The sequence below is a fragment of the Pseudomonas sp. 43mfcvi1.1 genome (assembly GCF_900115935.1).
Lineage (GTDB): Bacteria > Pseudomonadota > Gammaproteobacteria > Pseudomonadales > Pseudomonadaceae > Aquipseudomonas > Aquipseudomonas bijieensis.
The window spans coordinates 284,171-304,986 of the sequence record NZ_UETT01000004.1; the positions used below are offsets into that span (position 1 = coordinate 284,171).

A 20,816-nucleotide genomic window follows, 5' to 3' on the forward strand; every position below is an offset into this window, starting at 1 on the left:
AATACGCTCCTTCTGTTCAGGGATGGCTCAGGGCCGAAGCCGGTTGCGAACCTTGTGCCGCCGAGTCGCCGGTATTAGCTAGCGCCAGGGGTTTCACATAGCGTGCCACACACACGGCACCGATCACGGTCAACAGTCCCGCCAGCAGGAACGCACTGGTGAACGAGCCGGTGAATTGCACCAGAAAGCCGGTCAAGGTTGGGCCGACAATGCCCGAGGTGTTCGCCAGAAAGTGCATGAAGCCACTGACCCCACCCACCCGCGCCGCCGGGACGGTGTCCTGGATGATCGCCCAGTAAATAGCGCCGGTGAGGTAAAGGAAGAACACTGCCAAGGCGACGAGGATGACCGCCGGATACAAGGTCTTGACCATCCCGGCACAAGCGATACAGACGGCGCAGGCCAACAGGCATGTCACCAGCACCACTTTACGCGAGAACATCATCCGCCCGGTTTTCTTGAACACGAAGTCGGAAATGAAACCGCCCAAGGCCAGGCCGAGGAAACCCAGGACCCAGGGAATGACCGTGGCGATGCTCATGTCCTTGACGTTCAGGCCGTGGGCCATGGTCAGGTAGCTGGGGAACCAGGTCAGGAAGAAGAACAGCGTGTAGTTATAGGAAAAGAACGCCAGGGACGTGAACAGCACCGTCGGTTGCTTGAGGTAGTACCGCAGCGGAAACACCGGTTGTGCCGCCAGCTCGCTTTGCCCCTCGGCCCGAAGAATCTCCTCGGCACCCTCGCCCTCTGGCCTTTCCTTGACGAACTTGAACCACACCGCCGCCCAGACCAGGCCGATCAGCATGATGATAATGAACGACATCTTCCAGCCGTAGGTGACGGCGATAAAGCCTACCACGGGACCGGAAATCGCCCCGCCCAATGGCGTGCCGGACATCGACGTGCCTATCGCCCGCGCCCTGCGCTTGGGGGTGTACCAGTTGTTCACCATTTTGCTGGTGGTAACGCTCAGCGGTCCTTCGCCCATGCCGAACAGAATCCGGATGAGCACCAGCGAAGCGAAGCCCACCGTCAGCACGGTCAGGCCGCTGAACAACGACCACAAGACCATGGCCAACAGCAGCGTGGTCTTGGCGCCATAACGGTCGGCGGCCCAGCCACCGATGAAATTGAAGGCGGCATAGCCAACGAAAAAACTGCTGAAGATCATGCCCATTTCACCCGTACTCAGACCGTAGTCCTTCTGGATGAAAGGCGCCGCCACAGACAATGCCGAGCGGTCGAGGTAATTGATGACCCCGGCCAGGAACAGCATGATGATGATTAAGCTACGTCCTTGACCAAACATGGTGGAGCCTCCCGCTTGTTGTGTTTATTCGGTGAGGGTGCCCGCACTCGGGCACGATAAGGTCGGAAGATCAGTGGTGGGCGTTCGTCAGTTCCACCAGTACCTTTCGGGTTTGCTCGGGGTGTTTTTCGATCAGGTCGATGGCACCGGGCATTTCGTCGAACGTGACGCGATGGCTGATCAGGTCCTGGACCTGCAACTGGCCGCTGGCGATCAGTTCGATCACCTTGGGGAACTTGCGGTTATTGAGCCGTGAGCCCACCAGGGTCAGTTCCTTCTTGATCATCTCCAACTGCACCAGGTCGCTGGGCGTGGCATTGAACCCCAGCAGGCCGATGCGTCCGGCCGGCGAGGCCAGGCGCACCATCTGCGGCATCAGTGCCGGGATGCAGGCGGCGTCGACAATCAACGGCACGCCTTCACCCTGGGTGAGTTCACGCATCGTGGCTTCGACATCGACTTGCTGGCCGTTGAGGGTCCGGCTCGCACCCAGTGCCCGCGCCGTCTCCAGGCGACTGTCGATGACATCGGTCACGGTGATGTCGGTCAGCCCCAGTGCCCGGGCCATCTGCACCAGGGTCAGGCCGATCACCCCGGCACCGTAGATCAGCACGCTGTCGCCCGGATGGGGCTGCATGCGATCGAGCACATTCAGGGCAATGGAATAAGGCTCCACCAGGGCACCGTGGCTGAGGGACATCGAATCGGGCAAGCGGTGGGCGTTCTCGGCCGGTACGCACACCTGCTCGCTGAAACCACCGTCACGATGCACGCCGATCACTTGCAGCCGCGTGCAGACATTCGGTCGGCCGATGCGGCAGGGATAACAGGTGCCGCAACTGATCACCGGATCGATGCACACCCGATCGCCCACTTGCAGGTGTTCGACACCTTCGCCAACTTGCCGGATCACCCCGGAAAACTCATGGCCGGTGACTCGGGGGAAACGCACGAATGCGTTCTGCCCATGAATGATGTGCATGTCCGAGCCGCAGATGCCGGCGTAGGCCACATCGACCTGGACCTCGCCATGGGCAACCTGGGGTCGGTCGACCTGGGCCAGCCCGAACTCGAAGGGTGCTCTTACCTGGAACGCTTTCATCGGGTCACTCCTGGCGGGGATATCCGCCCCGCCGCTTGATGGGTTGGAAACGCTTCACCAGTGCCAGAGCGTGCCGTCTTCAAGACGGTTGACCGGCAGGCTGGCGCGCTTGTAGGGGTATTGGCGGGCGAGGTCTTCATCAATGTCGACGCCATGCCCCGGCGCATCGCCGGGCGTGAAATGACCGTCCTCGAAGCGATAAGCATGGGGGAAGACTTCATCGATGCGCTCTTCATGAGGCATATGTTCCTGGATGCCGAAATTGGGCACCCAGGTATCGAAATGCAGGGCCGCCCCCATGCACACCGGTGACAGATCGGTGGCGCCGTGAAAACCGGTACGCACCTGGAACAGTGCGGCGAAATCGGCAATGCGCCGCACATGGGTGATGCCGCCGGCATGCACCAGCGTCGTGCGGATGTAGTCGATCAACTGTTCCTGGATCAACTCGCGACAGTCATGGATGGAGTTGAACACCTCGCCAACCGCCAGGGGCGTGGTGGTGTGCTGGCGGATCAGGCGAAAGCTCTGCTGGTTTTCGGCCGGCGTACAGTCTTCGAGCCAGAACAGGTTGTACGGCTCCACGGCCTTGCCCAGGCGCCCCGCTTCGATGGGCGTCAGGCGATGGTGCACGTCGTGAAGGATATGCAGGTCGTCGCCAAAGCGTTCACGCACGGCGGCAAACAGCTTGGGCACGTGGTTGAGGTATTTGGCAGTGTCCCAGACGTGTTCGGCGGGCAGGTCGCTGTCGGCCGGCTCATAGCGTTCGCCGCTGCGCTTGGCGACGCCGTAGGTGGTGGCGATACCCGGTATGCCGCATTGCACGCGCACGGCCTTGTAGCCCAACTCGACATGGCGAGCGACTTCGTCCAGGCAGCCTTCGATGTCCTTGCCGGTGGCATGCCCGTAGACCATTACCCGCTCGCGACTCTTGCCACCGAGCAACTGGTACAACGGCATGTTCGCGGCCTTGGCCTTGATGTCCCAGAGTGCCACGTCGACGGCGGCGATAGCGGTCATGGTCACCGGGCCACGGCGCCAATACGCACCGCGATAGAGGTACTGCCAGATGTCTTCGATGCGATGGGCATCGCGGCCGATCAGCGCGGGCAGGACGTGCTCCTCCAGATAGGCGACGACCGCCAGTTCGCGGCCATTCAAGGTTGCATCGCCAATGCCGTAGAGACCTTCATCGGTGACGATCTTCAACGTAACCAGATTGCGACCCGGGCAGGTGACGATGACGCGCGCTTCAACGATTTTCATAAAGTCAGACCTGTGCAACAGAAGAAAGAGAGGACGCGCCCATTTTCGGCATCGCCGCCTGGGGAATCAGCGCCCCCCGGTACTGGACAACCTGGGCCGCCAGGCGATGGCCCCAGCGGGCGGCCTGCTCCGGGTCGCCGCCCCGCAGGCGGCAGGCCAGGTAAGCGGCGTTGAACGAATCGCCGGCGGCGGTGGTATCGATGACATGGGCAACATGCTGGGCGGGCACTTCGAAACGGCCAGCCGGGCATTGGATCAAGCAGGAGTCGGCGCCGCGCTTGAGGGCCACTTCGCCGACTCCCTCCTGCGCATAAGCACTGAACAAGGCATCGGTGTCGCGGTAGCCGAACAGGATGGCGTCATCTTCCCAGGTGATCAGGGCCAGGTCGGTCAGGCGCAATAGTTCGCGGTAGACCTGCCGGGCCGCTTCGGGATCGGGCCAGAGGTGGGGACGGTAGTTGTTGTCGAAAACAATGCGCGTGCCCCCTCGGCGCGCCAGGTGCAAGGCCTGGATCAGGCGTTGGCGCCCTTCTGGCGTAAGGATCGCCAGGCTGATGCCGCTCAGGTAGACGTAGTCGTAATCGGCCAGTCCATTGAGCAGGGTGTCGGCCTCGGGGCCGTCGAACATGCGCCGCGCCGCTGCCTCCCCGCGCCAGTAGAGGAAACGCCGCTCGCCACGCGGATCGGTCTGGATGAAATACAGCCCCGGCAGCGCGTCTTCAATCACGCGGACATGGACGTCACCGATCCCTTCATCCAGCCAGGACCGGCGCATGGCAACGCTGAACGCATCGCTGCCTACGGCCGTCATGTAGTCCAGGGCAACTGCGCCACGGGGATTCAATCGGGCCAGGTAGACCGCGGTGTTGAGCGTATCGCCACCGAAGGTCTGCATGATCGCGGCACCCGGTTCACCACGCATCTCGATCATGCATTCCCCTACCAACGCCACCTTCAGTGGACGGGCGAAGCGGATCTCCGGGCCATGGTTAAGCGTTATATCCATAATCAACGCGCCTTTCTTGTTTTTAAAACGGCGTTTCATTTTTATCTCAAGGCCCGAGTCTAGTCAGATTTCCGGTCTCGTCAAGCAAAAATGAAACAGCGTTTTGTTCTGCTTGCGTATATCCTTGAGTTTTACTTTTCACGTTGGAGCCTTCATGGACAACAGCGTCATTCCAAACAACGAGCTGGTGTCGGCAGTGGGCCGGACCATGGCCGTGCTCGAGGCACTGGCCGAGCATCCGGAAGAAAGCGGCGTCTCGGAAATCGCCACCAAACTGGACATGTCCAAGGCCACGGTTTATCGCTTTTTGCAGTCGCTCAAGGCGCGGGGGTATGTGGTGCAGGATGCCGAGGATCGCTATCGCCTCAGCGTGCGGCTCTTCGAACTGGGCGCCCAGGCCCTGCCCCACCTCGACATCGTCCGGGAAGCGGAGCCGGGCATGCGGCGGATCAACGAGCTGACGGGCGAGACCGTCCACCTGGGGATTCTCGACGAAGGCAGCATCGTCTACGTGCACAAGATCGACTCCAAGTACAACCTGCGCATGTACTCGCGGATCGGTCGGCGGGCACCGCTGTACTGCACCGGCATCGGCAAGGTGCTGATGGCCTGGCTTGAAGAAGAAGAGCTGCTGGCGCACCTTGCGCAGGAAAGCTTCGAGCGCCGCACAGCCAATACCTTGACCAGTGCCGAGGCGTATCTGCAGGAACTGGAGACCGTTCGCCAACAAGGCTACGCCGAGGATCATGAAGAGTTCGAAGACAACATGCGTTGCCTGGCGGCACCGATCCGCGACCGCTTTGGCCACGTGATCGGCGGGATGAGCGTTTCATTCCCCTGCTTTCGCTTCAGGGAAGAGTTGAAGCAGGACTACGTCAAGCAACTGATGCAAGCCACCCAACAGATCTCAGGTCAGCTGGGTTGGCATGCACGGTAATAGCCGTCGACAACCGTGGCGAGGGAGCTTGCTCCCGCTGGGCTGCGCAGCGGCCCCAAAACCTGCCGAATGCGGAGCATCAGACACACCGCAACCGCCGGTTCACGACTGCTTCGCAGCCGAGCGGGAGCAAGCTCCCTCGCCACAGAGTCCACGTTTTTCCTAAGTGGACCACATTACCTGTGGGAGCGGGCTTGCTCGCGATGACGGCGGCACATCCAACACCTGTCCAGGCTGATCCACCGCTATCGCGAGCAAGCTCGCTCCCACAGGTCTCGACTGGCGGGTCTCAGAACCAGGTTTCCATCTGCATGCCGTACTGCCAGACGCCGCCGGCGTTGAAGTCGGTCTTGCCGAAGGAATCCGTGGTGCTGTACCGGTCCAGGTCCGACGACCAGTTCATCACGCTGGCGAACAGGCGTAGCTCGGGACGCGTGAGCAGATCGCCCAGGTCTGGCTTGAAGGTCGGGGCGACCGTGAACTTCCAGAAGTTACCGTCGACCGCATTGCGTTGCAGGTAGCCCTTGGGGTCGAGCTGCATGGTTTGCCAACTCATCTCGTAGGCCATTTCGAAATTGCTGTTGATTTCGTTGGCCAACCGCACGTTCAGGGTCATCCAACGATAGTCGTCGCCCTTGACGTAGCGGTCCTTGCTTTGCTCGGCCAACAGGCTCGGGCCGATGCGCCAGTTGGGCGCCAGGGGCGTCTCGCCGTACAGCGCCACACGCAGGGCACGGGCATCGTCGATCAGTTCGCCATCAGCGCCGATGTTCTTGACCTCAGCCCCCAAACCCTGCCCATAGAGCAGCGCGGTCTTGAAGAAGCCCTCGCGGCCGAAGAAAGTTTTCTGGTGATTGGCGACCATGCTGTGCAAGCCGGAATCGGCCGGCGTCAGCCCCGCTTCATTGGTGCGCGTGCCGAAGTCGTTTTTCTTCGAACCAATGGCGTTGAACATCCACTGCCACTGCCCACCGTCGAAAAACTGGTTGGACGTCAGGATGTAGCTTTCCACATCGGCATTGACGCCGCCCTCGCTGAAATCCCCGTAGTTACGACCGATCAGCGAATAATTCGAGCGCCAGTCCTTGTTCATCTGCACGTCGTAGATACCGCCGCCGGTGCCGGCCAGGTAGACAACGTCGGAGTCCAGCCAATGGATGTCGAAGTTGTCCCTGTCGAAGCGCTTGCCTGCCCACAGGGTGGAATTTTCGAACATCGAGTTGCCCTTGAATGCCGCCAGGTGATCGAGTTCGGTAAACACCTGGCGCACGTTCAGGTTGCTTTCCTCGGCGGTCCAGTCGTTGGAACTCTCCACGCCATCGGCGATGGACACCGTGAATTTGGAGCGGGTGCCGTTCTGCGCGTACAGCTCTTTCGACAGGTCGATGCGCATGTAGGTGTCGTCCTCGTTGCCAAGTCGCCCGACGGCGCCACCGACAGAGCCCGCCGGGGTGGTATACGGGCCGCCACGACCGCCGCCCAACCCATCATTGATCAGCAACCCGGAGCGGGCGTAGCCCTTGAAGCTGAAGCCGTCAGTGAGGTGTGGGCCACTGCCCTGCTTTTCCGTGCTTTGCTGGCGGGCTTCGAGTTTAGCCAGGCGAGCATCCAGCGTGGGGGTCTCAGCGACGGACACCGCCGGTTGCATGGCGGGCGCGGCGAGTTTGATTTGCTGCAGTTCCCTGGCAAGCGCCTGGGTTTGTTGTTCGGCGGCGGCGGCACGCTTTTCCGCTGCGCTGGCACGGGCCTCGAACGCGGCCATGCGCTCTTCCAGAGTCGCGGCCTGAGAGGTGGCCGCCGAGGCGCCGAGCACGCTTGCGAGTAGCCAGCTTGATGCTTTCTGCATGTGGATTTCCCTGTTTTGTTTTTATTGTTCTGTTGCCGCGAGCGGCCTTTTTCACCCAGGTTCTGAATTGTCAGAACTCAGGAAAAAAAGGATGCCTCATCGCAAATACACTGCTACATTTGGCGATGTTAACGTTAACTTTTCTAAAAACAAAAATAAAGAGGGCTTTATGAAACAACTCAAATCGCTCCTTCCAGCGGCATTGCTCGGCCTTTGTGTCGGGTTTCCGTCCATCTCCACAGCCGCCAACCTGACGATTTCCTGCGGTGCCGTGGGTGCTGAATTGCAGCTTTGCAAGGAAGCCGTCGAGGCGTGGTCGAAGCAGACCGGCAACGGCGTCGAGGTGGTTTCCACGCCTAACTCGGCGACCGAGCGGTTGTCGTTCTACCAGCAGATCCTCAGCGCGCAGTCCAGCGACATCGACATCATCCAGATCGACATGGTGTGGCCGGGAATGTTGGCCAAGCATTTGATGGACCTGCGCGAGGTGCTGCCTGCCAACGCTACCCAGGGTTACTTCCAGGCCCAGGTGGACAACGCCACGGTGAACGGCCGCCTGGTGACCATGCCGTGGTTCACCGACTCAGGGCTGTTGTATTACCGCAAGGACCTGCTCGAGAAGTACAACAAGCCCGTGCCCCAGACCTGGGAGGAAATGACGGCGACCGCCAGGACTGTCCAGCAGGCCGAGCGCGATGCCGGGAACGCCAATGCCTGGGGTTATGTATTCCAGGGACGCGCCTACGAAGGCCTGACCTGTAATGCCCTGGAGTGGATCAGCAGCCAACCCCAAGGCGGGCTGGTCAACACGCGAGGCGACATCGTGGTCAACAGCCCGGCCTCAAGGGCGGCGTTGACCCTGGCCAAGAGCTGGGTCGGGGACATCGCCCCCCGTGGCGTGCTCAATTACACCGAGGAGGAAGGGCGCGGCGTCTTCCAGTCGGGCAATGCGTTATTCATGCGTAATTGGCCTTATGTCTGGGCCCTGGTGCAAAGCCAGGACAGCGCGGTTAAAGACAAGGTCGGCGTCGCGCCCCTGCCCCGCGGCGGCGCGATGGGTTCCCACGCATCCACCCTCGGCGGCTGGGGCCTGGCGGTATCGCGCTACAGCGCCAATCCCAAGCTCGCCGCAGAACTGGTGAGCTACCTGAGCAGCGCCCAACAGCAGAAACACCGCGCCCTGGTTGGCGCCTATAACCCAGTGATCGAATCGCTGTACCAGGACCCCGAATTGCTCGCGGCCATGCCTTACTACAGCCAACTGCGCAGCATCCTCAACGATGGGGTCATGCGCCCCGCTTCAATCACCGCCGACCGCTATCCACGGGTCTCCAATGCGTTCTTCGATCAAGTGCATGGCGTGCTGGCGGGCGAGCGGCCGGTGGATCAGGCGCTGGCCGAACTGGAAAGCGAACTCACGCGCATCAAACGCCGGAACTGGTAAGCCACAAGGAAGGAAATCACCATGTCTGTCTCCACCACACTCGCCCCCGACGGCGAGTACCTGCTCACCCGGGAAACACCGGTACAACGCCGTCGCGTTCGCGCCGCCTGGCTGTTTCTGACCCCAATGTTGCTATGCCTGGCGCTGGTGGCGGCCTGGCCACTGCTGCGCACCTTCTGGTTCAGCCTGACCGACGCCAGCCTGGCCGACACCGGCGACGCGACCTTTGTCGGCTTGAGTAATTATCTGTTTCACAGCAGTGCTGGTTGGTCAGGCCTGCTTGTCGATCCACAGTGGTGGAACGCGGTGCGCAACACCTTGCATTTCACCGTGGTGTCGGTGGGGCTGGAAATCGTCCTGGGGCTGCTGGTGGCGTTGCTGCTCAACGTCCAGTTCGGCGGACGCGCCCTGGTGCGGGCGTTGATCCTGATCCCCTGGGCGATCCCGACCATCGTCTCGGCGAAGATCTGGTCATGGATGCTCAACGATCAGTTCGGCATCATCAATCACCTGATGCTGGGCCTCGGCCTGATCGACGCGCCCCTGGCCTGGACCGCCGATGCGGATCTGTCGATGTGGGCGGTGATCATCGTCGACGTCTGGAAGACCGTGCCCTTCGTCACCCTGCTGATGCTGGCGGCCTTGCAGATGTTGCCCAGCGACTGCTACGAAGCCGCCAGGGTCGACGGCATCCACCCGGTGAAAGTGTTCTGGCGGGTCACCCTGCCGCTGCTGATGCCAGCGTTGCTGGTGGCGGCGATCTTTCGCATCCTCGATTCCTTGCGGGTATTCGACGTCATCTATGTGCTGACCTCGAACTCGTCGAGCACCATGAGTATGTCGGTCTATGCCCGCCAGCATCTGGTGGAGTTCCAGGACGTCGGTTACGGCAGCGCCGCCTCGACCTTGCTGTTCCTGGTCGTTGCGGTGATCGCCATGGTTTACCTGTACCTCGGACGCCGTCAGCTGGAGGTCCGCTCATGAGCCCGCGCCTGCTGAAAAAATCCCTGCTGCGTCTCGGGTTCTGGTGCCTGATCGGCATCTTGCTGGTGTATGCGGTCTTCCCTTTCTACTACGCCATCGTGACGTCGCTGAAGCCGTCCAGCGCCTTGTTCCAGGTCAGCTACTGGATCGATAACCCGGATTTCTCCAACTATGCCGCCGTGCTCAACCAGGCCTCGTTCCTGCGGGCCATCGGCAACTCGCTGGTGGTGGCGCTGTGCGTGGTCACGCTGGCGCTGTTCCTCAGCCTGACCGCCGCGTATGCCTTGGGCCGTGTGAAGTTTCGCGGACGCGGTACGGTGTTGATGATGGTCCTCGGTGTCTCGATGTTTCCGCAAGTCGCGGTGCTGTCGGGATTGTTCGAGGTGATCCGTGCCCTGGGCCTGTACAACACATCCTGGGCGTTGATCCTGAGCTACACGATTTTCACCCTGCCCTTCACCGTCTGGGTGCTGACCACCTTCATGGGACAACTGCCTCATGAACTGGAAGAGGCCGCCATCATGGACGGTGCATCACCCTGGGTCACGCTGACCCGCGTGCTGTTGCCATTGCTCTGGCCGGCCCTGGTCACCACTGGCCTCCTGGCCTTCATCGCCGCCTGGAACGAGTTCCTGTTTGCCCTGACCTTCACCCTGACCGACTCGCAACGCACGGTCCCGGTCGCCATCGCATTGATTTCCGGCGGCAGCCCCCATGAGCTGCCTTGGGGCCTGTTGATGGCGGCATCGGTGCTGGTCACGGTCCCATTGGTGATTCTGGTGCTGATCTTCCAGCGCCGCATCGTTTCCGGCCTCACTGCCGGCGCGTTAAAGGGTTGAGGCCCAACACAGACAAGAAAGGAACAGCATCGTGATCAAGTTGAAGCTGGACAACGTGAACAAACAATTGGGCGGCGCACGCATTCTTCGCGACGTCAGCCTGGAAATCTCGGCGGGTGAATTCGTGGTCTTCGTCGGCCCTTCGGGCTGCGGAAAGTCGACCCTGCTGCGATTGATCGCCGGACTGGATTCGATCTGTGGCGGCGACCTGCTGATCGACGGACGCCGGGTCAACGACCTGGAACCGCGCGAGCGCGGCGTCGGCATGGTATTTCAGTCCTATGCGCTGTACCCGCACATGAGCGTCTACGACAACATCAGCTTCGGCCTCAAGCTGGCCAAGACCGAAAAGACCAGCCTGCGCGAGCGGGTGCTGAAAACCGCGCGGATCCTGCAATTGGACAAACTGTTGCAACGCAAGCCAAGGGAACTCTCGGGAGGCCAGCGCCAGCGGGTCGCCATGGGCCGGGCCATGGCACGGGAACCGGACATCCTGTTGTTCGACGAACCGCTGTCCAACCTGGACGCCTCCCTGCGCGTGCAGATGCGCAACGAAATCGCCCGACTGCATGGGCGATTGGGCTCGACCATGATCTACGTGACCCACGATCAGGTTGAAGCGATGACCCTGGCCGACAAGATTGTCGTGCTCAATGGCGGCCGTATCGAGCAGGTCGGCTCGCCACGGGAACTCTACGAGCATCCGGCCAGCCGTTTTGTCGCCGGTTTCCTCGGCTCGCCCAAGATGAACTTTCTGCCGGCACGCCTGCATACTCCCGGCGAAACCAGCCTGATCGATAGTCCCTTATTGGGGATGACGCCCCTTCCCTTCGACAGCGCCCACCTGGCAGCGGACAGCCCGCTGACCCTCGGGGTTCGCCCGGAACACGTGTCGCTCATAGCCGCGCAGGGAAACGCCGGAGTCGTCGTGGCCGGGGTCGAATACCTGGGCAGCGAGACCTACGTGCACCTGGAGACAGGCGAGGATGAACCCTTGATCTGTCGCTGCGAGGTCAACGCCGGATGGCACGTGGGCGATCGGGTTGAACTGCAACTGGCGTTCGACAATCTGCACCTGTTCGATGCCGACGATACAGCCCTGAGACGCCATCCTGCCGTCATTGAAGTCCTTGCACAGGACATCCCCCAGCGCTCGCCAAAAGCAGGCGTTCTATGACCCTGTCTGTGAATACCATGAACGCACCAATGCCAACTCCTCTCGAACGTGCGCAGCAGGCGCTGAGTGACGCCCAGTCCCGCGTCATCGACGATTATCGCCCTGACTATCATCTGGCGCCTGTCGCGGGCTGGATGAACGACCCTAACGGGGTGGTGTTTTTTCGTGGCGAATACCACGTGTTCTACCAACACCACCCCTTCGACGCCAAATGGGGTCCGATGTACTGGGGTCACGCCAAAAGCGCCGACCTGGTCCATTGGCAGCATCTGCCCATTGCCCTGGCACCGGGGGATGACTTCGACCGCGACGGCTGTTTTTCCGGTAGTGCGGTGGTGTGTGGCGACACCCTGGCGCTGATCTACACCGGGCACACATGGTTGGGAGAAGTCGGCGACGAACGTCTGATACGCCAGGTCCAGTGCCTGGCCACCAGTGTCGACGGCGTCCGGTTCGTCAAGCATGGCGCCGTCATAGAGGACGCACCGCAAGCCGCGATCATGCACTTTCGCGACCCCAAGGTCTGGCAGTCGGATGGCTATTGGTACTTGATTGCCGGCGCGCGCCTGGGCGACACGCCGCTGCTGCCGTTATACCGCTCCACCGACTTGCGCGCCTGGGAGTTCCTTGACTACGTGTCCAGCGGCAATGAGGGCGATGGCTACATGTGGGAATGCCCGGACCTGTTTCGCCTGAACGGGCGTGACGTACTGCTGTACTCCCCCCAGGGCATGCGACCAGTTGGCTACGAACGACTCAACAAGTACCAGACCGGCTACCGCATTGGCCGGCTCGACAGTGAATGGCACTTCACCGGCGGGCCGTTCATCGAACTGGATAACGGCCACGATTTCTATGCCGCGCAAACGCTGGAGGCCGCCGATGGTCGGCGCCTGGTGTGGGCCTGGCTCGACATGTGGGAAAGCCCGATGCCGAGCCAGGCCCATCACTGGTGCGGCATGCTTGGCCTGCCCCGCGAACTTGAACTGCAGGGCGATCGCCTTGGCGTGTTTCCGGCGCGGGAACTGGTCGCGCTGCGCCAGGCGCCGTTACCGAGCATCGCGCCGTGGGGCGAGTCGGGCAGCCGCTGGGTACCGCAGGTGAAAGGCGACAGGCTCGAAATCCACGTGCACCTGGATCTGCTCGACTGTACCGAAGGCCACCTGGGCATCGCCTTGCGCTGCAGTGCCGATGAGCAGGAGCAAACCCTGCTTTACTACGACGCGTCACTGCAACGCCTGGTGCTCGATCGCAGCCACTCGGGCGCCCAGGTGAGCGGTCAGCGCAGCGTGTCGATAGAACGGGCACAAACGCGACTGCACCTGCGGGTGTTTCTCGATCGCTCGTCCATCGAAGTGTTTGAGGAAAACGGCCGCTTCAGCCTCAGCAGCCGCCTCTATCCGCGGCCCGACAGCCTCGGGGTGAAACTGTTGGCAAACGGCACTGGCGGGCGCGTCGCCATTCCCAAGGCGTGGCCGTTGGCCTCGGGCTGGTTGTGAGTACCGCCATTGGAGTCGCGAGAAGCCCGGGCCCTGTGTCATGATTCTGCGTCAACCTGACTGGCCGCACTTCGCATGACTTCCGTGAAAGACGTTGCACAGCTGGCCGGCGTATCCCTAATGACGGTTTCGCGCGCGCTCAACACGCCGGAAAAACTGAGCCCCGAGACCCTTCAGCGGGTACGTCGCGCCATTGATGAACTGCAATTCGTACCGAGCCTGTCGGCGCGCAGGATGCGCGGCGACAACTTGCAGGCGCGCACCATCGGTGTGTTCGCGTTGGACACTGCAACCACGCCATTCGCCGTCGAGCTGCTGTTGTCCATCGAACAGACCGCGCAGCAGGCAGGCTGGAACGTCTTCATTCTCAACCTGTTGAGCAACCCGCCCACCGACCAGAACATCGACCTGATGCTGTCGCATCGCCCTGACGGATTGATCTTCAGCGCCATGGGATTGCGCCAGGTGAGCATTCCCGAGCGACTCAAGAGCAAACCGCTGGTGCTCGCCAACTGCCTGGCGGACGACAACCAGTTGGTCAGTTATGTGCCGGATGATGAAGCTGGACAGCATCGAGCCATGGCGCATGCGTTGAGCCAAGGCTATCGGCGCCCGCTGTGCATCAATTTGCCCAGGAAGAGCGTTGCCTGGCGCCTGCGCCAACAAGGCCTGCAACGCGCCTGCCAGGCATTCGCGCTCGCGCCCGAGGCACTCCTGCAATACGACCTTTCCGATCACGACGCCTATGGTGAAACCGCCGCCATTCTTGACCGGCATATCGTCGACGGCCGTCCGCAATTCGACATCCTGGTCTGCGGCAACGATCGCATTGCCTTTTGTGCCTATCAGCTGTTGCTGGGCCGTGGCCTGAAGATTCCCGACGATGTCGCTGTGCTCGGTTATGACAACATGATCGGCATCGCTGAGTTGTTCATCCCACCCCTGACAACGGTACAACTGCCGTACTACGAGATCGGTCGCCAGGCTGCCCGGCACCTGATCGAGAACCTCGAGGTATCGGGTGCCCAGCCCGTGGATTGCCCGCTGGTGGTCAGGGCGTCGCTATAAGGTCAATCGGTACCCGGTGTCCTTGCATCAAGGCTGCTTCGCCGGCGACGGCGGCAGCGCCGCGATTATCCGGGCGCGGCAAACCTCGAGTATTTCATCGGCCAGCGCGGAATCGTCCGGACAGGCGCGAGACAACATGATCGCACCGACGGCATGCGCCAACGTGTCGAGCATCTTGGCCCTGATCGTCTCCTGCGGCGCGTCTTGCCCCGCCTCGTAGTGGCGTTCGAGTGCGGCCAGCGTGTTTTCCACGCCGCTGGCAAAGGTGGCCTTCAGCTCAGGCGATTGACGCGCAGCGTCCCCACACAGGGCCGACAGGGTGCAACCGTCGCCCCGGCCGTCACGGTGGTCCCTGGACACGTAAAGATTGATGAACCCAGGCACGCCGAGGCCCGAGCTGTCGGTCAGCGATTGCGCAAGGCTGCTGGCGGCCGCTTCTGCCATCAAGTCGGCCTTGGAGCCGAAATGTTTGTAGAAACCGCCATGGGTGAAGCCGGCGGCCGCCATCAGGTCCGCCACCCCTACGCCGTCAAAGCCTCGCTCGCGAAACAGGACAGAGGCCGTCTTGACGATGTGCTCCCGATTTGCCTGGGCCTGGGCCTTGGTCACTCGCATTTTTCACTCCCTCGTGCTGCTCGAAAATCATGCTCGCATCATACATAGATGTCGGGTGTAATCAAATTCGTTGACAGCTTAGATTTCGATCATCATCCTAATAACAGACCGAGCTCGACTGAGTCGATGCCTCGCCAGACTGCACGCGATCCTTTATCCAAACCTACGGAAACAAGACGCCATGACCGACCGGAATCTGTTCACACCCCATAAGCTGGGTGATCTCACGCTGTCCAACCGAGTGGTCCTGGCACCGCTGACACGTAACCGTGCGGGGCAAGGCTTTGTACCGAGCGAGTTCGCTGCCACTTACTACAGCCAGCGAGCGTCAGCAGGCCTGCTCATCTCCGAAGCGTCGCAGATTTCGCAGCAAGGACAGGGTTATCAGGACACACCCGGGATCTACACCCAGGCGCAGATCGACGGCTGGCGTACGGTCACCGATGCCGTGCATGCCAAAGGCGGGCGAATTTTTCTGCAGTTGTGGCATGTCGGCCGCGTTTCCCACGTCGACCTGCAAGAGAACGGCGCCGCGCCAGTGGCACCCTCCGCTTTGCGTCCGGCGACCAAGGTATTCGTCAACAACCGTTTCGAGGACGTCTCGGCGCCGCGCGCGCTGGACATCAGCGAATTGCCCGGGATCGTCAATGATTTTCGCCAGGCAGCGGCGAACGCCATCGCTGCGGGATTTGACGGTGTAGAAATCCACGGCGCGAACGGCTATTTGCTGGACCAGTTCATCAAGGACGGCGCCAACGTGCGTACCGATGCCTACGGCGGCTCGATTGAAAATCGTGCTCGCCTGCTGCTGGAAGTGACCGCGGCCGTCGTGAAAGAAGTCGGCGCCAAACGCACCGGCCTGCGCATATCGCCTGTCTCGCCGGCCAACGGTGTGTCCAGCAGCGCGCCACAGCCTCAGTTCGACTACCTGGTCGACCAGCTCAACGCCCTGGATATCGTTTATCTGCATGTGGTCGAAGGTGCGACAGGCGGACCGCGCGACGTTGCACCCTTCGACTTTGGTGCTTTGCGCCAGCGCTTCAAAAACACCTACATCGCCAACAACGGCTACGACCTGGACCTGGCCACCTCACGACTCGTCGAAGACAAGGCTGATTTGATCGCCTTCGGCCGGCCGTTCATCGGCAATCCGGATCTGGTGGAGCGGCTGAAAACCGGCTCGCCTTTGTCGGCGTTCAATCCCGCTACCCTCTACGGAGGTGGTGCGACGGGCTACATCGACTACCCAACGCTCGCTGAGTCCAGCGTGCGGTAACACCGGCCAGACCCGACCGCACGCCTGAACGACAGCGCGCGCGACTCGCTCATCAACCCCCTTGAAGAAGAGACTGCCCCATGGACACTCGCACAACCGTTCTCATCACTGGCGCGTCCACCGGCATCGGCGCTGTCTATGCCCAGCGCTTTGCGCAACGTGGACACGATCTGGTCCTGGTGGCCCGCGACAGCGCGCGCCTGGAAGCGCTGGCCGCCAAGCTGCGCAGCGAACACAACGTTGCCGTCGATATTCTCCAGGCCGACCTGACCCGGATCAGCGATCTGACGGCCGTCGAAGCCCGACTGCGCGATGACGCCAACATCGGCATCCTGGTCAATAACGCCGGTGCCGCCCAATCCGGATCCTTCATCGAGCAATCGACCGACAGCGTCACGCACCTCGTGTCGCTCAACACCATCGCGCTGGTCCGGCTGGCCAGCGCCATCGCCCCACGCCTGGTCAAAGCGGGTGACGGTGCGATCATCAATATCGGCTCCGTTGTTGGCCTGGCACCGGAGTTCGGGATGTCGGTCTATGGGGCGACCAAGGCCTTCGTGTTGTTTCTGTCCCAGGGACTCAGCCTGGAACTATCCCCTAAAGGCGTCTATGTTCAAGCCGTCCTGCCAGCGGCCACCCGTACCGAGATATGGGAGCGCGCGGGCATCGATATCAATACCCTGAATGAGATCATGGAAGTCGGTGACCTGGTCGATGCTGCGCTGGTTGGTTTTGATCGTCGCGAGCCAGTGACCATACCGCCCTTGCATGAAGAGGCACGCTGGGATGCCTTGCAGGCAGCGCGCCAAGGGCTGCTCGGGCAAATCAGGCAGTCCCATGTTGCCGAACGCTATCAAGACCCGGCGTGATCATCGTCTAACGGACGCCGGCGCGAAGGAAAGCGCCGGTATTCCTGGATGCCTGGCGGGTGATCACTGCGCTGCATCCCTTATGAGAGCAAAGCACCATGAAGGCATTTTTAATCGACCGCTACGGCAGGAACAGTGGCCGTATGGGCGACCTACCGGCCCCTGAAGTGGGTGACCACGACGTTCTGGTCCGCGTGCATGCCGCCAGCGTCAATCCACTGGACTCCAAGATCAGCCAAGGCGAATTCAAACTGATCCTGCCCTATTCATTTCCCTTGGTGCTGGGCCATGACTTGGCCGGGGTCGTGGTGCGTGTGGGATCCCGCGTCCAGCAATTCAAGCCAGGTGATGAAGTCTATGCCCGCGCCCCGGACGGGCACATCGGCACCTTCGCCGAGCAGATTGCAGTGAACGAAAATGCCCTGGCCATGAAACCCATGAACGTCAGCATGGAAGAAGCCGCCGCCCTGCCCTTGGCCGCCCTGACGGCCTGGCAGGTACTGGTTGAAACAGCCCGATTGAAGAAAGGACAAAAGGTGTTCATCCAGGCCGGTTCAGGTGGCGTCGGCAACCTCGCCATCCAGCTTGCCAAGCACCTCGGTGCCTTCGTTGCAACCTCCACCAGCACCGGCAATGTGCCCTGGGTCAAAGCGCTGGGGGCGGACGTTGTCATCGATTACAAGCAGCAGGATTTCTCAAGCGCTCTGCAGGACTATGACGTCGTGTTGAACAGCCTGGGCGCCGATGAACTGGAGAAGTCGCTGAAGATCCTCAAACCCGGCGGCCAGCTCATTTCCATTTCGGGGCCACCCACCCCGCAGTTCGCCCAGGCCCAGGGGTTTTCCTGGCCGCTGAGACTGATCACGGGCCTGTTGAGCAGCGGTATACGCCGCAAGGCCCGCCGAAAGGGCGTGAGCTACGCCTTCGTGTTCATGCGCGCCAGTGGTCCGCAACTGCGTGAAATCGCCACGCTCGTCGAGTCCGGCAACCTCAAGCCGGTGGTCGACCGATCCTTCCCCTTCGACGCGACGGCCGAGGCCCTGGACTACGTCGAACAAGGACGGTCCAAGGGCAAGGTTGTCATCAAGGTTCACTCAGGAATGGCCGATGAGTGAAACCGCTCATCACCAAACAGCAATATGCGAATCCGCCCGAGGCTCGGTCCCGCCGCACAGCACGCCGCTGACCGGGTCACGCAGGATGATCTGGCCGCGGCCATAGTCGGTCAGGTCGCTGGCGATCTGGACCTCATGCCCCCGTCGCGCCAGGGCGTTGGCCAAGTCCCGTGACGCCCCGTGCTCGATCCCGACCTTCATGCCCCCCAGCCATTGCCAGCGCGGTGCGTCCAGGGCCGCTTGCGGGTTCAAGCCAAAATCCACCAGGTTCATGACCATCTGCACATGCCCCTGGGGCTGCATGTAGCCGCCCATCACGCCGAAGGGGCCGAGGGCCTCGCCATCGCGGGTGAGAAATCCGGGAATGATGGTATGGAAGGTCTTCTTGCCCGGGGCCAGGCAGTTGGCGTGGTTCGGATCGAGGCTGAACTCCTGCCCACGGTTCTGCAGGGCGATAGCGCTGTCGGGCAACACCACGCCGGAACCGAACCCGTGGTAATTGCTCTGGATGAACGAGACCATATTGCCCTCCCCATCCGCGGTCGCCAGGTACACCGTGCCGCTGGCGTGGGGGTCGCCGGGCACGGGCGGTTGGGCCTGTTCGCCGATTTGCCCGCGTCGGCGAGCGCTGTAGTCATCACTGAGCAGGTCAGCCACCGCCACACGCATGTGCAGCGGGTCGGTGATGTAGTGCAGGCCGTCACTGTAGGCCAACTTCATCGCCTCCAGTTGGCGATGCCAGGTCTGCTGGCTGTCACGATGATCGAAGTCGAAGCCCTCCAGTATCTTCAGCGCCATCAAGGCCACCAGGCCCTGCCCACTGGGCGGGATCTCCCAGACATCCACGCCTCGGTAGTTGACGTGGATAGGGTCGACCCACTGGGCGCGGTAATCCCTGAGGTCCGAGGCGCGCAGGTAACCGCCACTGGCTCGGGAATGGGCGTCCAGGCGCTCGGCCAATGCACCGCGATAGAGGCTTTCGCAGTGGGTGTCGGCCAACTCCTGGAGCGTGCGGGCCTGGGCCAGGTTGCGAAAAACCTCCCCGGCCCGTGGCGCACGGCCTTCGATCAGAAAGGTATCGAACCAGGTTTCCAGGACGGTATCGCGATGGGGCGTGAACTCGTTCACCGCGATCTGCCATTGATGGGCAACCACCGGCGACAACGCAAAGCCATCCCGCGCCAGGCTGATCGCCGGTTGCAGCAGCTCGGCAAAGGGCAGCTTGCCAAAGCGTCGGGACAACTCGGCCCAGGCCGATGGGCAACCCGGGACGGTCACCGGTGTCCAGCCATAGAGCGGCATCTGTTCATGACCAGCGGCCCTGACCGCTTCGATACTCAAGGCGGCGGGTGCATGGCCGTTGCCGTTGAGGCCGTGCAACTGCCCCTTGCACCAGACCAGGGCGAAGGCGTCACCGCCGATGCCGCAACCGGTGGGTTCCACCACCGTCAGCGCCGCCGCCGTGGCGATGGCGGCGTCGATGGCATTGCCGCCTTTTTGCATGATCTCGATGCCCGCCTGGGCAGCCAGGGGCTGGGACGCGGCGACCATTCCCCGACGGGCGAAAACGCTCTGGCGTTGCGATGGATAAGGATACTCGTGGGCAGAAAATTTCAGCATGGCGAAGGCTCTTCAATACAAGAATTGATTGACCGGATCCAGGATGGACAATCGTGCACAGGTCAAAGCACCCGACTGAGAAAAGCCCGGGTACGCGGGTGAATGGGGTGACAGAAGATCTGCTCCGGCGGCCCTTGCTCGATGAGCTCGCCTTGATCCAGCACCACCACGCGGTCGGCCACTTCCCGGGCAAAACCCATTTCGTGCGTCACCACGACCATGGTCATCCCCTCCTCGGCCAACTCCTTCATCACTTGCAGCACCTCGCCGACGGTCTCCGGGTCGAGGGCGCTGGTGGGTTCGTCGAACAACATGGCCTGGGGTTTCATGGCCAAGGCCCGGGCGATCGCTACCCGCTGCTGCTGGCCGCCGGAGAGCATCGACGGGTAATGATCGGCCTTGTCCGCCAGGCCGACCCGCTGCAGCAACCCGCGGGCCTGCTCCAACGCGGCGGCGCGAGTCACGCCGAGCACCTGGATCGGCGCCTCGATGATGTTCTCCAGGGCGGTCATGTGGGGGAACAGGTTGAAACGTTGGAAGACCATGCCGATGTCCCGGCGCTGACGGGCAATGTTGCGCTCCGACTCACGCACCAGGCTGCCGTCGGCCCGCTCGCGATACCCCATGGCCCGGCCATTGACGCGGATGCGGCCGCCCTGGATGTCCTCCAGCAGGTTGATGCAACGAATGAACGTGGTCTTGCCCGAGCCGGAGGCACCGATCAGAACCACCACTTCGCCGCGCCGTACTTGCAGGGAGATGCCCTTGAGAATCTGCAGCTCGCCGAAGGACTTGTGGACGTCCAGCGCCTCGATAATCAGCTCTTCGCTTTTGTGCGCCATGG

General features: G+C 61.8%; 18 protein-coding genes. 10 read left to right on the top strand and 8 right to left on the bottom strand.

Features of this window, described 5'->3' with window-relative positions; translation table 11 throughout:
- Window positions 1-16 precede the first annotated feature (16 nt).
- The 4 genes from DTP52_RS09890 to DTP52_RS09905 all read right to left on the bottom strand — a co-directional run bounded on the left by DTP52_RS09890 (window position 17) and on the right by DTP52_RS09905 (window position 4,683).
- On the bottom strand, window positions 17-1,309 hold the full coding sequence (locus DTP52_RS09890) for an MFS transporter (protein ID WP_109753187.1): 1,293 nt from the start codon (window positions 1,307-1,309) through the stop codon (window positions 17-19).
- Window positions 1,310-1,379: 70 nt separating this feature from the next.
- Window positions 1,380-2,411, bottom strand: coding sequence for a Zn-dependent oxidoreductase (locus DTP52_RS09895; RefSeq protein WP_109753188.1), 1,032 nt, complete (start codon window positions 2,409-2,411; stop codon window positions 1,380-1,382).
- Window positions 2,412-2,465: 54 nt separating this feature from the next.
- On the bottom strand, window positions 2,466-3,677 hold the full coding sequence (gene manD / locus DTP52_RS09900; protein WP_109753189.1) for a D-mannonate dehydratase ManD: 1,212 nt from the start codon (window positions 3,675-3,677) through the stop codon (window positions 2,466-2,468).
- 4 nt (window positions 3,678-3,681) lie between these two features.
- Window positions 3,682-4,683: a sugar kinase gene (locus tag DTP52_RS09905; protein WP_109753385.1), complete on the bottom strand. Its 1,002-nt coding sequence runs from the start codon at window positions 4,681-4,683 to the stop codon at window positions 3,682-3,684.
- 154 nt (window positions 4,684-4,837) lie between these two features.
- Here DTP52_RS09905 and kdgR point away from each other — a divergent pair, with 154 nt between their 5' ends.
- Window positions 4,838-5,620, top strand: coding sequence for a DNA-binding transcriptional regulator KdgR (gene kdgR / locus DTP52_RS09910; protein WP_109753190.1), 783 nt, complete (start codon window positions 4,838-4,840; stop codon window positions 5,618-5,620).
- Between the two features lie 289 nt (window positions 5,621-5,909).
- On the opposite strand, the gene DTP52_RS09920 is transcribed toward kdgR, so the two are convergent.
- Window positions 5,910-7,466, bottom strand: coding sequence for a carbohydrate porin (locus tag DTP52_RS09920; protein WP_109753191.1), 1,557 nt, complete (start codon window positions 7,464-7,466; stop codon window positions 5,910-5,912).
- A gap of 169 nt (window positions 7,467-7,635) precedes the next feature.
- On the opposite strand from DTP52_RS09920, the gene DTP52_RS09925 reads away from it, so the two are divergent.
- The 6 genes from DTP52_RS09925 (at window position 7,636) to DTP52_RS09950 (ending at window position 14,477) form a co-directional block, all read left to right on the top strand.
- The gene (locus DTP52_RS09925) at window positions 7,636-8,910 is read left to right on the top strand and encodes an ABC transporter substrate-binding protein (RefSeq protein ID WP_109753192.1); all 1,275 of its coding nucleotides are present in this window, start codon (window positions 7,636-7,638) and stop codon (window positions 8,908-8,910) included.
- Window positions 8,911-8,931: 21 nt separating this feature from the next.
- A complete protein-coding gene (locus DTP52_RS09930) occupies window positions 8,932-9,894 on the top strand; it encodes a carbohydrate ABC transporter permease (protein ID WP_109753193.1) in 963 nt (320 codons plus the stop codon).
- Window positions 9,891-10,733 carry a carbohydrate ABC transporter permease gene (locus DTP52_RS09935; RefSeq protein WP_109753194.1) on the top strand — a complete coding sequence of 281 codons (843 nt, stop codon included), beginning with the start codon at window positions 9,891-9,893 and terminating at the stop codon, window positions 10,731-10,733. The genes DTP52_RS09930 and DTP52_RS09935 overlap by 4 nt, the downstream gene beginning before the upstream one ends.
- A gap of 31 nt (window positions 10,734-10,764) precedes the next feature.
- The gene (locus DTP52_RS09940) at window positions 10,765-11,910 is read left to right on the top strand and encodes an ABC transporter ATP-binding protein (protein WP_109753195.1); all 1,146 of its coding nucleotides are present in this window, start codon (window positions 10,765-10,767) and stop codon (window positions 11,908-11,910) included.
- Window positions 11,907-13,409 (top strand): glycoside hydrolase family 32 protein, encoded by a 1,503-nt coding sequence (locus tag DTP52_RS09945; RefSeq protein ID WP_178082474.1) that lies wholly within the window; start codon window positions 11,907-11,909, stop codon window positions 13,407-13,409. The genes DTP52_RS09940 and DTP52_RS09945 overlap by 4 nt, the downstream gene beginning before the upstream one ends.
- A 75-nt stretch (window positions 13,410-13,484) precedes the next feature.
- Window positions 13,485-14,477 carry a LacI family DNA-binding transcriptional regulator gene (locus DTP52_RS09950; RefSeq protein ID WP_109753197.1) on the top strand — a complete coding sequence of 331 codons (993 nt, stop codon included), beginning with the start codon at window positions 13,485-13,487 and terminating at the stop codon, window positions 14,475-14,477.
- Window positions 14,478-14,504: 27 nt separating this feature from the next.
- On the opposite strand, the gene DTP52_RS09955 is transcribed toward DTP52_RS09950, so the two are convergent.
- A complete protein-coding gene (locus tag DTP52_RS09955; protein ID WP_109753198.1) occupies window positions 14,505-15,092 on the bottom strand; it encodes a TetR/AcrR family transcriptional regulator in 588 nt (195 codons plus the stop codon).
- Between the two features lie 181 nt (window positions 15,093-15,273).
- On the opposite strand from DTP52_RS09955, the gene DTP52_RS09960 reads away from it, so the two are divergent.
- The 3 genes from DTP52_RS09960 to DTP52_RS09970 all read left to right on the top strand — a co-directional run bounded on the left by DTP52_RS09960 (window position 15,274) and on the right by DTP52_RS09970 (window position 18,352).
- Window positions 15,274-16,368 (top strand): alkene reductase, encoded by a 1,095-nt coding sequence (locus tag DTP52_RS09960; protein WP_109753199.1) that lies wholly within the window; start codon window positions 15,274-15,276, stop codon window positions 16,366-16,368.
- 80 nt (window positions 16,369-16,448) lie between these two features.
- Entirely contained in the window at window positions 16,449-17,237 is a 789-nt protein-coding gene (locus tag DTP52_RS09965; RefSeq protein ID WP_109753200.1) for an SDR family oxidoreductase, read from the top strand.
- Window positions 17,238-17,335: 98 nt separating this feature from the next.
- The gene (locus DTP52_RS09970; RefSeq protein ID WP_109753201.1) at window positions 17,336-18,352 is read left to right on the top strand and encodes an NADP-dependent oxidoreductase; all 1,017 of its coding nucleotides are present in this window, start codon (window positions 17,336-17,338) and stop codon (window positions 18,350-18,352) included.
- A 9-nt stretch (window positions 18,353-18,361) separates the two neighbouring features.
- Here DTP52_RS09970 and DTP52_RS09975 read toward each other — a convergent pair whose 3' ends face one another.
- Both DTP52_RS09975 and DTP52_RS09980 read right to left on the bottom strand, forming a co-directional pair.
- The gene (locus DTP52_RS09975; protein WP_109753202.1) at window positions 18,362-19,972 is read right to left on the bottom strand and encodes a gamma-glutamyltransferase family protein; all 1,611 of its coding nucleotides are present in this window, start codon (window positions 19,970-19,972) and stop codon (window positions 18,362-18,364) included.
- Between the two features lie 62 nt (window positions 19,973-20,034).
- A complete protein-coding gene (locus DTP52_RS09980) occupies window positions 20,035-20,814 on the bottom strand; it encodes an amino acid ABC transporter ATP-binding protein (RefSeq protein WP_109753203.1) in 780 nt (259 codons plus the stop codon).
- Window positions 20,815-20,816 lie beyond the last annotated feature (2 nt).